The organism is Microbacterium sp. Root53 (assembly GCF_001426925.1).
GTDB lineage: Bacteria > Actinomycetota > Actinomycetes > Actinomycetales > Microbacteriaceae > Microbacterium.
The window spans coordinates 83,962-99,044 of record NZ_LMFR01000025.1 but is presented as its reverse complement, the minus strand read 5'-3'; the positions used below and the strand labels follow the sequence as shown (position 1 = coordinate 99,044).

The 15,083-nt window shown below is 65.7% G+C and carries 10 protein-coding genes and 1 tRNA gene; 2 read left to right on the top strand and 9 right to left on the bottom strand.

The annotated features are described in order from the left end of the window. Positions 1 to 22: 22 nt before the first annotated feature. The 8 genes from ASD19_RS13255 to ASD19_RS13215 form a co-directional block, all read right to left on the bottom strand. Complete coding sequence (locus ASD19_RS13255; RefSeq protein WP_055993572.1) at positions 23 to 607, bottom strand: hypothetical protein; 585 nt, start codon at positions 605 to 607, stop codon at positions 23 to 25. After that, a complete protein-coding gene (locus tag ASD19_RS13250) occupies positions 604 to 1,182 on the bottom strand; it encodes a Panacea domain-containing protein (protein ID WP_055993569.1) in 579 nt (192 codons plus the stop codon). Before ASD19_RS13250 ends, ASD19_RS13255 begins: the two co-directional genes overlap by 4 nt. Before the next feature lie 91 nt (positions 1,183 to 1,273). Continuing rightward, positions 1,274 to 4,099, bottom strand: coding sequence for a DUF1156 domain-containing protein (locus ASD19_RS13245; protein ID WP_055993566.1), 2,826 nt, complete (start codon positions 4,097 to 4,099; stop codon positions 1,274 to 1,276). Between the two features lie 117 nt (positions 4,100 to 4,216). Then, on the bottom strand, positions 4,217 to 4,720 hold the full coding sequence (locus ASD19_RS13240) for a hypothetical protein (protein WP_055993564.1): 504 nt from the start codon (positions 4,718 to 4,720) through the stop codon (positions 4,217 to 4,219). After that, entirely contained in the window at positions 4,717 to 5,286 is a 570-nt protein-coding gene (locus ASD19_RS13235; RefSeq protein ID WP_156377205.1) for a hypothetical protein, read from the bottom strand. Before ASD19_RS13235 ends, ASD19_RS13240 begins: the two co-directional genes overlap by 4 nt. Further along, positions 5,280 to 6,335, bottom strand: coding sequence for a nucleotidyltransferase domain-containing protein (locus tag ASD19_RS14445; protein ID WP_156377204.1), 1,056 nt, complete (start codon positions 6,333 to 6,335; stop codon positions 5,280 to 5,282). The genes ASD19_RS13235 and ASD19_RS14445 overlap by 7 nt, the downstream gene beginning before the upstream one ends. A 336-nt stretch (positions 6,336 to 6,671) precedes the next feature. Next, complete coding sequence (locus tag ASD19_RS13220; RefSeq protein ID WP_055993556.1) at positions 6,672 to 10,100, bottom strand: helicase-related protein; 3,429 nt, start codon at positions 10,098 to 10,100, stop codon at positions 6,672 to 6,674. Between the two features lie 47 nt (positions 10,101 to 10,147). Then, positions 10,148 to 12,805, bottom strand: a complete 2,658-nt coding sequence (locus tag ASD19_RS13215) for a DEAD/DEAH box helicase (protein ID WP_055993555.1) — start codon at positions 12,803 to 12,805, stop codon at positions 10,148 to 10,150. 136 nt (positions 12,806 to 12,941) lie between these two features. On the opposite strand from ASD19_RS13215, the gene ASD19_RS13210 reads away from it, so the two are divergent. Beyond that, the gene (locus tag ASD19_RS13210) at positions 12,942 to 13,817 is read left to right on the top strand and encodes a macro domain-containing protein (RefSeq protein WP_055993553.1); all 876 of its coding nucleotides are present in this window, start codon (positions 12,942 to 12,944) and stop codon (positions 13,815 to 13,817) included. 128 nt (positions 13,818 to 13,945) lie between these two features. Here the strand turns inward: ASD19_RS13210 and ASD19_RS13205 are convergent. Then, a tRNA-Ser gene (locus ASD19_RS13205) sits at positions 13,946 to 14,036 on the bottom strand. 83 nt (positions 14,037 to 14,119) lie between these two features. On the opposite strand from ASD19_RS13205, the gene ASD19_RS13200 reads away from it, so the two are divergent. Further along, a complete protein-coding gene (locus tag ASD19_RS13200) occupies positions 14,120 to 15,076 on the top strand; it encodes an L-lactate dehydrogenase (protein WP_055993551.1) in 957 nt (318 codons plus the stop codon). Positions 15,077 to 15,083 lie beyond the last annotated feature (7 nt).

Sequence of the window (15,083 nt, the reverse complement as noted above, 5' to 3'; positions counted from 1 at the left end):
TCCGACATCACCCTAAGGGGCGCTACCGACGTTGCAGATTCACGGTACCGCTCGGGTATAGCGAACTATTGCGATCCGTGATATTTCCCCATACCTCGCCGTCGAGGGCGTTGACGAGCGCCTTGATCTTGCGCATCGGTGTCGCGAGGCGCAGCTGGTTGCCGAGTCGCACGAGCCCGGCGCGACGGTAGTACTCGACGAGAGACTCGTCGGCGGCATCTACGACGAACAACGAAAAGGGAGCCTCCTCGTGCATGCGCGCCGCGGACCGCATCGCGTCGCGCAGCACGGCTCCGCCGATCCCCTTGCCTGCGAGATCGTGCCGTACGCCCATCTGGGCCAACAGGAACCCGACGGCTCGGCCGTCCCGGCTGTTGGCTCTCTGTGCGCTTGTCGCCCCCGAGACCTCGACGATCGTCGTGGTCGTGGCCGCGAATGCGATGAGGGTCTGCTCCGCATCCAGATACAGCGTCGTGCGCACGGTGGCCTTCGACGACAGCGCCTTCTCATGAAGCCATTCGTCGACGCTCGACCGCCCGCACCGGAACCCGCTGATCTGCTGAGCATCCGTGAGGATAAGACGGGATGCCCATGCCGCGGAGCTCATGCCGTCAGGAACTCACGAAGTCGCCCATCCGCCTCGGGGTCCTCGTCGAAGATCGAGGCGTCGGCCACCACCACGTGCGGGTGCAGGATCCGGTCTCGAGCTGGCACAGCCGTAGCGAAGTAGTGTGCCATCGACTCATCAGGAATCAGCGTGTGCATCTGCCCGGCCACATAGTTGTCTTTCCAGGGCGCCTGGCTGTGCGTGAGACGCCAGAGCTTGCTGGCCGACCAATCCTGATAGCGCTCCCACACCCGCGCGAGGAACTCGGCCACGTCGGCGGGCAGGTCAGACTCGAGTTCGGAGACTCGACTGTCAAGGGCGATGATCTGGCGTCCCTGGAACCGACGACGCACAGGATCGACGACGGGACCGTTGTCGAAGGCTTCGACGTCCGCGTCAAAGAGCCGCTCGCCCGTTGACGCGAGGTAGTTCGCCTGGGCGAGGTAGAGCAGCTTCTGCAGCTTGAGAGGGGTGATGTCGGGCTCGACGCGCTCCTGATCGGCGCGCAGGAAGAACGCCGCGACGGCCATTGGGTCGACGTGGTGGGTGAACGGTACGTCTTCAGCGCGGATCATGACACTCCTTCCTCTGGGCAGAGTACTCCCGCGTGCTGGGCAAGAGCAGTAGCGGAACTCAGACCTTACGCCAGATCACCGACATCGCAACTCAGAGCGAGTCGAAGTCGAGTTCTTGACGCGTCTCGACCGGCGCCGCCTCGCGACCGCTCTCCAGCAGGTCGCCCCACGACGTAGCGATGCTGTTGAACGCAATGGCGTCCTTCGCCCAATTGTTCTTCTCAGCAATCTGGAAGAGCAGGTAGGCGAGCTCCTTGACGAGATCAAGGTCAACCGCACCGTCGGAACGCCGGCTCGCCTCGTGCAGGAACGCGCCGGCCGCGGGGATGCCCTTCGAGTCCTGCAAGCGGATCGCGTGCTGCAGCGCCTCCCACGCGCTTGTGTGCTGGTCGGCGGAGACGTCGTAGCCCTCGGGCAGGTCGACCGGCCGCAGCAGCTGCACCTTGCCGGCACGAGCGGTGAGGATGCCGCCGCGCTCCATCGCGGTCACGGTAGTAGCCCGGGCGCGCGCCAGGCTGTCTGCGTCTCCGTAGAGCCCTGCGTCGTAGCCGTGGCCGCGATACCAGGCGATCGCGAACCGCGTCGTGGGATCGAAGTCACCTTCCTGCTCGGTGAGCAGTTCATCAAGCACCTCATTGATGCGCGCGAGCGCGGAGCGAACCGGCATCTCCGAGCCATCTGACTCGATTACCTTCGCGTACCGCGAGAAGACCGCCATGCCGGGGCCGATGGCAGACTGCGGCAGGTCGACCGGCGCGATTCCGCCCTGCTGCAGTTCCCGCAGAGCGGGACCCAGCTCACGCTTCATCGCCGCGATGAATCCTCGGCGGTCGACCGTGTGAGCGTCCTCAGGTCTTGGTCGGAGCGCGAGCACGACGGAAGAAGCTAGGGCGTTAGTACCGTTCCCGATCATCCGGCCGGAGAACTCGGACCGCGCTGGCCAGGTTGCGGTGACCGTCCAGCCTGCGCGCACAATCGCTCCAAGGATGGTCTCCCATCCAGTCGATGCGGTGCCGAGGGCGTCGCTTTCTGACTGCTTGAACGCATAGTAGACAGCGATAGGAAAATCGCTCGTCGCCGCCTGCCGCGCGCGCTTGAATGCGAGTTCGAAGCCCGTCTCAAAGAACTCCTTGGCGCCATTCTTCCCCGCATGACGGTAAGGATTAGCGACGAGTTCTTCAGCCTTGGGAACGAGGAGAGTGCTGAGGAGATCTGGGAATATAGGTTGAAGCGCGCGCCGAATCCAAACGTAGAAGTAGTCCGAGAGGTCTGAGTATCCGATGTTGTCGTAGTAAGGGGGATCTGTCGACAATAGAAGTTGACGCCCCATCTCCACCGAAGCATCACCCTGCCGCACTAGCCCCAGCCCTTTCGCGGGTAGCCCGTCCAGCGATCTCGCGACTGCCGCAATGAGACCACGAAGCGACCCGTTACCGTCAGATAGCGGCGCCGCTTCGGCGAAGTCCCACACCATCGGAATCGCCTGGCGGCCGAAAACGTGGACGATCACCTCGTTCTTGGGGTGATTCGACCAGGACGCAAGCGCCGATACATAGTCGGTGAGTCTCGATACCGCGAGCCCCAGATAGGTGGCGACCGCATCTGCGTAAGCGGCCGCCCCGGTGCCCCCAGCTTCGATCCGCGCCCCTTCGGGCATACCCGAAGCGCGTGCGTCGGTAAGGACCCGCTCGCGAGCTTCACTCACGAGGTCGCCGAAGGTCGTGAGGGCTGTCAACTGCCGGTTCGTGAACAGGTCCGAGAACTCGGTCAGACCGTAAGCGGGCGGAGCGAACCAGCGAGGATTCTCGGCGATCGTGCCGCTAGGAGCATCGGTGGGTCTCTCAACGTTCGCCGCAGCAAGCTGCTCCTCGGTAGCCGGAAGATAGATCCGCGACCGCGTGCCTTCTACCACTGCCGCGATGAGCCTCGCGCCGAGCCGCCCATCGACCCCCTCGGCGCGGATATACGCAATGGGAACGGTCGTGGCGCATGCGATACAGACCGCACCTCGCCGCCCAGAAACAGTTCCATCGGTTTCCTTCGTCGGCGCCGAAGCTAGATCATGTCCGATTTCGTACTCGACGAGACCGTTGATGACCCGCGGTACTACATACGCTTCTTTGCCCTTCTTCTTGCCGAGCCACCATGACCTAACGAGCGGCATCTCGATGCCGCAGGCGGGGTTGGGGCAGGTAACCGTGCGGGCCCAAATCCATGCGATGACCGAATGGTCCATGCCCTGGATCTTGACCTTTGGATACAGGTGACCGATTCGCCGTTCGGCCTCGTCACGCATCCACGCACCGTAGCGACGAACGTCCTCCGCTAGTCCTGTTGCTCGCGGCCAATCGCGCTGCGTCGAAGATGCATCGGGGAAGACCGGCGGCTGCTCCCCAAACTTCGGCGGAATCTCGATGAGCGCCTTGTTGATCAGCACAGCCACGGGATTGAGATCGCTCGCGTGTGCCTCAAGGCCGAGGCGCTGCGCTTCGAGCGGGATCGTGCCGCCACCGGCAAAGGGGTCCAGGATCGCGGGTGGGTTGTTGTTCGTCGAGCGCATGATCTCAGCGCGCACCCGGTCGAACAGGTCCTCGTCGCCGAGATTGTCCCAGTCGACCATCCGCGTGATCAGATCGAACAGCCTTTCGCGCTCCTGCTTCACGCGATGCTCGGCCCAGCCTTCGGGGTCCTCAAAGCCCTGATCGACGGCTTCCTGCCGATACTCGTCAACGAAGTTCGACGGGTCATCAACAAGCTGAGCGAACAGCACTGCCCGCGCAGTCGCCAGCGGCCGCCGTGCCCACCACAAGTGCAGCGTCGAGGGGTGTCCGTGCCTGATCGACTTCTCGCGCGCGGACTGCTTGTTGATCTCGTCGAGCGGAATCGACACTTCGATCAGCTTGCGCTTCGGTGCCACCGGTACCCCTTCATGGTGCTGTCGCGGCCGTCAGCCGCAGGAGTCGAGCCTAGCCGTCACGAACGATGGCTCACCCGGACTGGCTTGCCATCCGAGCGCTACATCCGGATCGGGCGACTAACGCGAGGAGCGCTTCATAGCCTTGAGGAGCGCCTCGCACGCGCGATCCGATCTCGGGTGCGTGTACAGCGGCCCGCCGAGGGGGACCTGCGCATCACGTCGCGTGGGTCGAGCCTCCCACGCCGCGGTCATGGCACGACCGGCCTCCTTGCGCGCTTCCTCGACCAATGTGCTGTATCCCGCACAGACCGTCTCCGGGCCGACGAGCGCGAGCAGTGCCTCGTGATACGCAATGCGGGACTGAATGTCGCTCACCAGCGCGACAAGCGCATACCGATCCGAGGCACTTCCGGAACCACGTCGAATACGGTACGGCGCTTCCAGATAGTCGTGCACGGCTTGCAACGCACCCGCATAGGCCTCAGCACGACGCGCACGGCGCCGGACCCGTCGGTCGACTGCGAAGCCGCTCAGCACAAGCGAGGCAGCCACCATGCCTGCGAGGAGGCCTGCCGTGCCCTCCCAGCGCTCAACCTCGAACCACATCGTCAGCCAGTTCATCCTGTGCGCTTCGCTTCCTCGGTGAACCCGTGCTCTGCCTCAGGCGCGATCCACGCGCCGGTGTCGGCGTAGGTGTCTTCCAGAAACAAGTGGTCCTGGACCAGAACGATGAGAGCGGCGAGGTTCTTGTCAGCCGTCCACCTCTGCTCAGCAGGGTCCTCAGGGTAATAGAGACACAATGCGCCGTCTTCGTATCGGTGCGGCGAGCCTGGCATCTGTCCGGCATACACAAACGGGAAGTCGCGGCCATCTCGCAATTCTCCGCCGGCGAAGTACCGCTGAGGGCGGAACTCTACGACGACCGGAACGCGCTCATTTCGCCCCACCACATCAACACCGTCGAGGAGGTATCGCCGCCTGGGCACGGCTTCAGTGCGGGAGGCTCTCATCTCGATTCTCGCCCATGTGCCGCAGCTCAATTCGAGCATGCACGGGGTCCCGTGGTGCAGCACATCCCAGGCGTACTCAACCCGGAGGCTTCGTCCGAACAGACGGAAGGCCTCTCTCTCGAATGGGACGAACCAGGCCGGATCGGCGCCGTACCAGTCCGGTCCGCGCATCAGCACGCCCACGAGCGTGCGGGCAGGCGATCCCCGTAGGCGGACGTGGACGCAGTAGACGCGGACGCGGGCAGAAGAGTCGGGTTCTTCTCTCGCCAGCGCTCTCGCGCGATGCGCTTAACCTCGTCCTGGTCGGGCTTCGGCATCATGTTCTCGTCGCCGAAGAAGATAGCGAGCTGGTTCAGCGCGAGCATCGGATACCCCTCGCGCTCGTACTGAAGGGCGAGTTCGAAATCAGCCTGCGCCTGCCTGAACGCTGCGACGACCTGGGGTCGGGTGAACTTCTCGTTGATCTTGATCGGCCCGGACACGCCTGCGGGGTCGGGGGTCTCGCCGATGCTGAGCTGCGCGATCGCGTGGCTCAGCCAGATGCTGATGTAGTCCGTCATCGTGATGGGCGCGGTGATGCAACCGAGTGCGAGTGCCTTGATGTTCCAAGAGCAGATCGGCTTGTCATGCGTCCGGCTCCAGTGCTTCATGAGCCGGGTGCCCCGCGCGAAGGACGAGCGAGTCATCTTGTTGGCGCTCTTGACCATCTCCGTGTGACGTTCGGGATGGCTGCGGTCCCAGGCCAGGTAGTTGGGGATGTACAGGCCCTCCCCCGCAGGGTTATCGATCGCCGTGATGACATCGGCCGTGAAGTCGGACTGCCCAGGAGTCACCGGCTCACCAAAACGCACGAGAATGGAGCGCCGCCGGTTGCGGTGCTCGACGCGGAGCTTTGGGTACTTCTCCTTGAGGTCGCGGCGAATCGCATCCGCTGCACGCTCCTGGAGTTCACTCGGCCCGCGACGGCCAGGACCGTAGAGATCATCCGGATCGGGTACGACAATGCCGAGATCGACATCTGTAAGCGGATTGAGCGCGTCACCATGCGCGATGCTGCCGTTGACGTATGTACGTCCGCCGAACTCGCGCTTGAGCGCCGCTGCGATGTCATCGCGGCGGCTCCGCGCTTCGTCGAGCTCATCGTCGGTGACCTGAATCCGAGCACGCGCCTCGTTGAGCGCACGTTCGACAGCGGTTGTCACGGTATGGGGTTCCAGCAACGTCATGATCGGCTCCTTCTGCCTTGCAGGCATTGGGGCCTCGCTGGCGAATGCGGCGTGTTGACTTGCGCCACACGGTCACACTGTGCCTAAGGTGCGGGAGAACTTTCCAGGTTCCCTCCCTCACCACGAGGCCTTCGACGCCGCTCGCGCCAACGAGCGGCGTTTTTGGGTAGTAGAGCAGGCTAAGCCCATCGCCGCTCGGGCAGGCTGACGACACGCCGACGGCCGTCGCCACAAAATGGCATCGGCGAAGTCGGCAAGGCCGCGCCGAATTTCCCGAAACGCGACGTTAAATCCCCGTAATTGCTCATACCCCAATTCTACCGTGGGGCACCGACACTAAAACGGGGTTACCCCGCGCGCCCACCATTCATCCCACGACAAATTCTGGGAAACGACGTCGAAGTCCGTGAGCCACGTGGGCTCGACACCATTGAAGGCATCGCCGATGTAGCGCAACTCGTCAGGTTCGGAGCCATCGGGACTCACTCGCACGAGGGCAAGCCGGTGATCTGGCGCAGTGTTGAGCGCCGTGAGCACTTCGGTGCGGGTGATCGTGAAGGTGTCCGCACCGGCGATACGCGCCTTGACCTCGATGCGGATGCTCGGCTCACCGTCTCGTTGCGACAGGACATCGAACCCGGGGTTGTTGTGCGCCTGCTCTTCGGGAAGCCGGCCGAGCGCACGTTCCGCCGCGAGCACGGCATCCACTCCTCGCCGCTCGACCGCATTGCGTGCAGCGAGATCGATGGTGGCCGTGGCGAGGCCCGCGGGTTCATCCGGCACCACGAGCGCGATCGCCGTCACGCGCGGCGGCACCGCCTTCATCTCGAGCTGCTTGTCGATCAACGACAGCCGGTGCGTGCGACGTGTCGCGAGATCTTCTGCGCGGCGTCGCAACGTCTCGGCCGAGTGACGCACGCGCTTACCCGCCGCCGCGTCCGCGTCGGCTTTCATCGCTTCAAGGTCCAGGCGGTTGACCTCCCGGTTCAAGCGCGCATCGACCCGGTCGCGCACGCGGGTGTACTCGATCGTGCGCAGCGTCGTGACGTCCTTGGCGTAACCGGGCAGCTGATCAGAGATCACCCACGACACCGCGTCCTTCTCGCGCTGTGCGAGCCAGGGCAGGGAAGCGGCGCCCGCGCGGGCAGTGTCATCGGCGGGAGCGAAGTCGAGGTAGGGCGCCGTGCCCGCCTCGGTTGTGCGGCCAGCTGGGTCGACGAAGGCGTAGCCGAAGCGCTTGTTCACGGTCTCGCCGGTGCCGTCCTTGACTTCGTTCAGCACCCCCACCAGGAGCGTCGGCTCGGTCACGACATCCGACGCGAGCACCGTGCCCCGATCGAGCGCCGAGCCGTACCGCTCGATCGCAAGCTTCATCACCGCGTCGTGCAGGGGATGCCCGGGGGCGATCAGTTCCGCGCGCGGCGTGCCCTTGACCTCGAGCTTGGCGACATCGAACGCGACGCGTTCATAGCGGCGCGAGATCGGCGCTCGCCCGGCTGCCTCACGCACTGCTGCGGGCACATGGCTGATCTCGAACCGACCGAGTTCTCGCCGCTCGAGCCGACCGCCGAGGCGCGAGAACGCCTCGCGGAAGGCATCGCGAATGAAGTGCGGCTGCAGACGTCGCGCCTTCGCGTCCTCCATCTGCCGGCGCAACGCCTCTAGGTCGCCCGCGGCCAATGACTCGGTGGCAAGAGCCTCCTCATCGAGCAGCTCCTGGATGCCATCGCTCACGCTCTGGTCGATGACCTCCCACATCCGTGCGCGTACGTCGGCCTGCTCGCCGTAGCGGATAGCCTCGCGCATCACGCGCGACAGGTTCAGCTCGCCGAGCGAGGTGCCCAGCACATTGAAGATCTCGCCCCCATATGCGGCGCGCTGCTCTTCTATCTTGTCGAGCAGACGTCGGTAGACGTCGCCCTCTCGGGTGTCTTCGGCCACGAGGTTCCACAGCCGGCAGACCTCCGTCTGCCCGATGCGGTGGATCCGACCGAAGCGCTGCTCAATGCGGTTCGGGTTCCAAGGCAGGTCGTAGTTGACCATGAGGTGGGCCGCCTGAAGGTTGAGACCTTCGCCCGCCGCATCGGTGGCGAGCAGGATCTGCACATCGGGGTTCGAGGTGAACTCGGCGGTGATGCGCCGGCGCTCGTAGCGGGGCACGGCACCATGGATAGAGACGACAGCGTCGGCGTTGCCGATGAGCTGGGCGATGCGGCGCTCCAGGTAGTTGAGCGTGTCTCGATGCTCGGTGAAGACGATCAGCTTGCGCGGCGATCCGTCACGCTGTTCGAGCACCTCGCTCGTGATGACGCCCTCGAGCTCGCGCCACTTCACGTCCTGCCCGCTGGTGTGCACGAGGCGGGCGATCTCGATCAGTTCCCGCAGGTCGGCGATCTCGGCCTCGAGCTCGGCGGCGGTGAGGGCTGCGGTGGCCGCGTCGACGAGGGTTTCTTCGGCGCTCTCGAGCTCGGCGGCGTCCAGCTCGTCGATGTCCGGGTCATCGCCCAAGAGCGCTGAAGGCGCATCGATCGCGAGGTCGCTCGTGACGCCGTTCAGCAGGTCCGCGCGGACGCGGCTGAGGCGCTCGGCACGGCGACGAAGAGACTGGTAGATCGCCTCGGGGCTCGATGCCAGACGCCGCTGCAGGACGGTGAGCGCGAACCCGACGGTGTTCTTGCGCTTGCCGTCGAGTCGGTCCGCGCGGTTCATGCCGGTGCGAACGTACTCGGTGACCTCTTCATAGAGGTGCTGTTCCTGCGGCGACAAACGATAGGCAACCGTGTCAGCGATCCGCTCAGGGAAGAGCGGGCGACCATCGAAGGTCACCAGCTTCTCCTTCACCATCCGGCGCATCAAACCGTCAGTCGTGCCCGACTGGGCGCGCTTCTCGCCGGGACCGGCGAACCGGTCACGATCGAGCAACGACATGAAGGTCTGGAAGTCCTCCTCCTTGCCGTTGTGAGGCGTCGCAGTCATGAGCAGGAAGTGACGCGCCCGCTCGCTAAGGAGCTCGCCGAGCTGGAACCGCTTGGACGCTTTCAGCTCGCCCGTGAACCAGGTGGCGCTCATCCGGTGGGCTTCGTCGACGATGACCAGGTCAAACTCCGATTGGTTCAGCTGATCGAGGAGCACCTCATTGCGCGCGAGCTGGTCCATGCGGGCGATGAGCAGCGGCTTCTGCTCGAAGACGGTCTTGCCAGGCACGGTGTCTTCCGCTCCCGGGGCGAGAATGTCGAACTCAAGGCCGAACTTCATCGCGAGCTCGTCTTGCCACTGCTCGACGAGGCCGCCAGGCGCAACGACAAGACACGATCGGACATCGTCGCGGAGGATGAGCTCCTTGATGTAGAGGCCGGCCATGATCGTCTTGCCTGCACCAGGATCGTCTGCCAGCAGGAAGCGGAGCGGTGTGCGGGGCAGCAGCTCGCCGTACACCGCCCGGATCTGGTGCGGCAGCGGCTGCACATCGCTCGTGGCGACGGCGACCATCGGATCGTGCAGCGCCGCCATCATGATGCGCTGCGCCTCGGCCGCCAGCCGGAAGTCGCGCGGGTCAGCATCGAACGGCCGCCCCGACTCCTGGTGACGGGCGATCCTCGCCTCGTCGTCACGGAAGAGCACCCGCTGATCGAGGCCGCCGCTGTCGTCGCGGTAGGTCACCTCGACGGCGTTCGCACCGTGCAGTTGCGTGAATAGCACGGTGACGGCGGCACCGGGGACAATGCCGGTCAGGCGCATGCTCGGCGCGATCTCCTCGAGACGCATATGTTCCTCTCTGGTCAGGCGACTGACTGTACCCACGACCGCCGACGTCAGGTCGGCTGATCCTGTGCCACGGGCTTCGGTGCATCTTGCAGGCCCGGGAACAGGCGGCGGCGTTCCGCGTCGACGACATCGCGCACGAGTTCGGCTTCGGAGACGTCGAAGGCCTCCGGGGCGGCGTCGGCCGTTTCGCTGAGCGCTGCGAATTCTTCGAAGAGCGCGGTCTTCGTGGCCAGGATGTCCCAGATCCGACGGTCGACGCCGTCTTCCGACAACAGCCGATGCACCTGCACCGACTGCAACTGCCCCATGCGACGAGCGCGGGCGATCGCCTGCCACTCGCTGGTCGGTTTCAGCTGGGGCTCGCAGATCACCACGACCGAAGCGGCCTGGATGTTCAAGCCGACGCCGCCCGCCGCGATCTGGGCGACGAGCACCGCACCGTCGCGCGCGGCGGAGAACTCGTCGACGATCTGCTGGCGCTTGGCCGCCGGCACCCGGCCGGTGATCGGACCGAACACATGACCCGGGAGCGCCGCCTTCGCCTCGTCGAGCACGCGCAGGAAGTTGGAGAAGACGATGACCTTGCGACCGTTCTCCTCGGCCTCGGCGACGATCTCGACGAGGTGGCGGAGCTTCTCCGACTCTTTGCGATCGAGCGCTGCCGCTTGGCGCATCGCCTGGAAGTTTCCGTCGTAGACGGCTTCCCTATATGCACGCTCGTCAGCGCCGGACATCGGCAGCCACTCTTCGATCTGCACCAGCTCAGGCAGCTCCGTCAGCACATCCTCCTGACTGCGGCGCAGATACGCCGGCGCGACCTGTTGGCGGAAGAGTCGAGGCCGCAGGCCAGATACGTCCACCACCAGATCGGGACGCACGTACTCGACCAGATTCTTGAACTCGTCGATGCGGTTCTCGAGCGGGGTGCCGGTCAGCAGGATCGCTCGAGGCGACGCCCCGATCAGTTCGGCGCTTCTGCGCGCGCGCTGGGTCGACGAGTTCTTGATGAAGTGAGCCTCGTCGAACACCACGCACGCGATCTCGTCATCGTCCTGAAGTTCAGGGAGTAGCCAACCGAGGGATTCGTACGTGGTGACCGCGACGCCGCCACCGCTGCGCCACGACCGCAGACCCGCGACCCGTCCCTGTCCATGAAGGCGGTGCGCACGAAGGGCAGATTTCGTCTGAACCTCGCGCATCCAGTTCGCTACCACGGCCGCGGGGCAGACCACGAGGCTGTGGTGCAAGCCTTTCGCGCGCAGGTGAGCGAGCACAGCTATCGCCTCGACGGTCTTGCCGAGGCCCATCTCGTCGCCGATGATCACTTTCCGCTGGACGAGGGCGAAGCGGGCCGCGAAGCTCTGGTATCCGCGCAGGGATGCCGTCAGGTGCGTGCCGTCGAGCTCGAGCTTGCGGATCGCTTCGATGATCTCCTCGGGGAGCCCACCGGTGACCGCGTCCTCATCCTCGACAAGGAAGCCGAGTTCCTGCAACATCACGAAGTAGTCGGCGGGACGAGCCAGGAAGTCCTGCCAAGCGTCATGCGGTGCGCCCGCCGAGCTGCCTGTTAAAAGCGACCGAGCGCGAGCGATTACCGAGTTCGCCGCGGGCAGGAACTCAGAGGTGGCCGCGTCGGCCCCACCGATCACGAGATACGGCGGCTGAGCAGTCAACGCCTCTGCGAGTCCGCGCAGCGCATCGGCCCGTTCAAGGTCTTGCCGGGCGTTCTTCAGCGTGCGCGCCGCGTCCCAGGCCGACAACGCTTTCACGAGGGCGTACGTCTCCGGCCGCGGTGCCTTCACATCGATCCGCGCAGGCATCTCGTCGTACGCTGCCTGCCAAAGCGTCTGAGCGGCGCCGCGGATCCGCTGAGCCGTCACATCACCGATGCCAGGGAGCTGTGTGATCCGAGCGGCTTGGTGGAGCACGTCACCGACCGTGCGCATACCTGCGGCCTCGAGCGGCGAGGTTCGGATGCGGTCACGGGTGGCGTCTCGGAGGCGATCGATCGGCATGTCAGCGATGACGCGCTCTGTCTCTGCGCGACGCAGCGCAGTTCCGGCCTCCACCGCGGATTGCCGGAACTGTCCTTCGGCGACGAGAGCGTGATGGATCGTGTTCAGCGCCCACGGCAGCTCGCGAAGGCGCTCTGCGGGGACAAGCATCGGGTCGGATGCACCCAGCAGGGAGTCGAGACCGATCTCGAGTGCGCGGACCGCGTCGAATGGCAGAGCGGGCGCGGCGCGATCGTCGACACGGCGTAGCAGAGCTGCGATGCGCGGGTCGAGGCTCCAATCGCGGATCTGCGAGAGGTAGCCCGCTGCCTTCTCCGCCGCCTGCTTTGAGTCTCGATTGCTGAACATCCGGCGCAAGCCGAACAGGGCTCGTACATCGCGGAGGGCGGTGGCCACTGGCTGAGCGAGCGTGTTCAGCGCGTCTTGCTCGGCAGCCGATACGTCGGGAAGTCGCGATGAGCGTGCGAGAGCGGTGAACGCATCGAGTGTGGAGGCGCTGATGGGAAGCGTGCGCCAAAGCAAGCGCGAGGCGGAGCGAACGTCGACGGCGCTCAGCCGAATGGTCCGCCTCGCTGTGCCCGCAGCGTCCAGGACGGCAGCACGATGCGCGAGCACCTGCGTTGCAAGATCGGCAGCGACCGACACGTCGTCGACGACCTGCCTGAGCCGTTGCGCTTCTTCCCTGTTCACCTATTCACCCGTGACTTCGCTCGATAGGAAGCACGTTATCGCCCTAGTCGGACATCCCCATTCGGTGCCGCAGTCGTCGCGCACTTAGCCCTTGAACGGACTCCTCGCAGGGGATCTTCTGCGCCAGACTGGCCGAATGGTCACCGTCGTCGCCGTGCGGGGCGATATTACCCAGCAGCAGGTCGATGCAATCGTGAACGCAGCGTCCCCTCATATGCGCGGCGGCGGTGGAGTCGACGGTGCCATCCATCGCGCCGGCGGACGCTCCATCCTCGATGACTGCATCGCGCGCTTCCCCAACGGCATGCGCGCGGGCGACGCCGGCTGGACCAGGGCGGGCGATCTGCGCGCTTCGTGGGTGATCCACACGGTCGGGCCCAACCACACCGCGGGCGAGACTGATCGGGCGCTTCTCGAGTCGTGTTACCGGCGTGCGCTGGCCGTTGCCGACGAGCTCGGGGCGAGCACGGTCGCGTTTCCCCTTATCAGCGCAGGGGTGTACGGGTGGCCACTCGACGATGCGATCGACGCCGCAGTCCGGACAATCGCCCGAACCCCGACCCGCGTCGCCACAATTCGCTTGGTCGCACCCAGCGAGGAGACGCATCGGCGCATTGAGGCGCAGGTGCTCAGTCAGTTCCCGCCGAGCACGGCGCAAGACTCGGTCGGGCGACTGTTCGACCGCTCACCCTCGCCGTGGGGATTCCGCGGCGACCCATACCTCTGGCGTGCACTTCGTGCTCACTTCGCGGACACCCGCCTGCCAGCCAACAGTGGAGAGCTCGAGGAGTTGATTCGGGAGGCTGCCGAGACGATCATCGGCGCGCCGTTGACGACCAGCGCGGAAGGCATCTACGTGCCGGAATTCGATCCGGGACACGGGATGTCGGCCGGAGGTGTGTCGCCCGCGTGGTGGAACTCCACAGGTATCCGCATCCTCATCGACCGGTTCGAGGCGACCCTACCGCTACGGCCAGATGACGCCGGGCTACTGGAGCCAGCTCAAGGCTGAGTCCCGCGCGCCGGATGCTGGCAGCATTGTCGAGAGGCTATTACCAGGATGTTCCCACGGCCCCTCCCGCAGCAACGACGAAACCCCCGCGATCCCAATGTTTCCAAGGGTTCTGCGGGGGTTTCGGGTGGCGGTGACGGTGGGATTTGAACCCACGGTAGGGGGTTACCCTACACAACTTTTCGAGAGTTGCACCTTCGGCCGCTCGGACACGTCACCGCGTTCGAGTTTACGGGAGGTTCATCGGGCGGCCAAATCGACGGGGCCTTACCGGGCTGGGCATCCGCTGACAGGATGGCGCCATGGCCGTCATCGAGAATGCGAAGCTGACCGTCGTGGGCGCGGGGGCGGTGGGGTCCGCGACCGCGTACGCGTCGCTCATCCGGGGCGCGGCGCGGCAGGTCGCGCTGTACGACATCGACGCGGCGCGGGTCGAGGCCGAGACTCTCGACCTGGCGCACGGCGCGCTGTTCACGGGTTCGAGCCAGGTCACCGGATCGGCCGACATCGCGGTGACCGAGGGGTCGCACGTCGTGATCGTCACGGCCGGCGCCGCGCAGCGGCCCGGCCAGACGCGGCTGGAGCTGATCGGGACGAACGCGCGGATCTTCCGCACGATGATCCCGCAGCTGGTCGAGGCCTCCCCCGACGCGGTGTTCGTGATCGTCACCAACCCGTGCGACGTGCTGACGCTGCTCGCACAGGAGCAGACGGGCCTGCCGCCCGAGCGGATCTTCGCGTCCGGCACCGTGCTCGACACGTCGCGGCTGCGGTGGCGGCTCGCGGAGCGGGTGGGCGTGGCGGCGCGGTCGATCCACGCGAACATCGTCGGCGAGCACGGCGACACCGAGTTCCCGCTCTGGTCGAGTGCCTCGGTCGGCCCGGTGCCGCTGAGCGAGTTCGCCGCGCGGGGCGCCGATCCGCTGACCCGGGACGAGCTGGACCGGATCGCGCAGGAGGTGCGGACCGCCGCGTACAAGGTGATCGAGGGCAAGGGCGCCACGAACTACGCCATCGGGCTCTCGGCCACGCGGATCGCCGAGGCGGTGCTGCGCGACGAACGGGGCGTGCTGCCGGTCTCGACGGTGCTCGACGACTTCCACGGCCTATCGGGCGTCGCGCTCTCGGTGCCGTCGATCGTGGGCTCGTCGGGCGCGTTCCCGATCCGCGAGACGTGCTTCTCCGACGAGGAGCTCGCGCTGCTGCACGCGTCGGCCGACACGATCCGGGCGACGGCGGACCAGGTGCGCGAGGGCTGAACGCCGG

Excerpts from the sequence above, each read along its gene's own strand:
- ASD19_RS13240 (WP_055993564.1), bottom strand. The coding sequence starts at position 4,720 with ATGAACTGGCTGACGATGTGGTTCGAGGTTGAGCGCTGGGAGGGCACG.
- ASD19_RS14445 (WP_156377204.1), bottom strand. The coding sequence starts at position 6,335 with ATGACGTTGCTGGAACCCCATACCGTGACAACCGCTGTCGAACGTGCG.
- ASD19_RS13200 (WP_055993551.1), top strand. The coding sequence starts at position 14,120 with ATGGCCGTCATCGAGAATGCGAAGCTGACCGTCGTGGGCGCGGGGGCG.
- ASD19_RS13210 (WP_055993553.1), top strand. The coding sequence starts at position 12,942 with ATGGTCACCGTCGTCGCCGTGCGGGGCGATATTACCCAGCAGCAGGTC.
- ASD19_RS13250 (WP_055993569.1), bottom strand. The coding sequence starts at position 1,182 with ATGATCCGCGCTGAAGACGTACCGTTCACCCACCACGTCGACCCAATG.
- ASD19_RS13220 (WP_055993556.1), bottom strand. The coding sequence starts at position 10,100 with ATGCGTCTCGAGGAGATCGCGCCGAGCATGCGCCTGACCGGCATTGTC.
- ASD19_RS13255 (WP_055993572.1), bottom strand. The coding sequence starts at position 607 with ATGAGCTCCGCGGCATGGGCATCCCGTCTTATCCTCACGGATGCTCAG.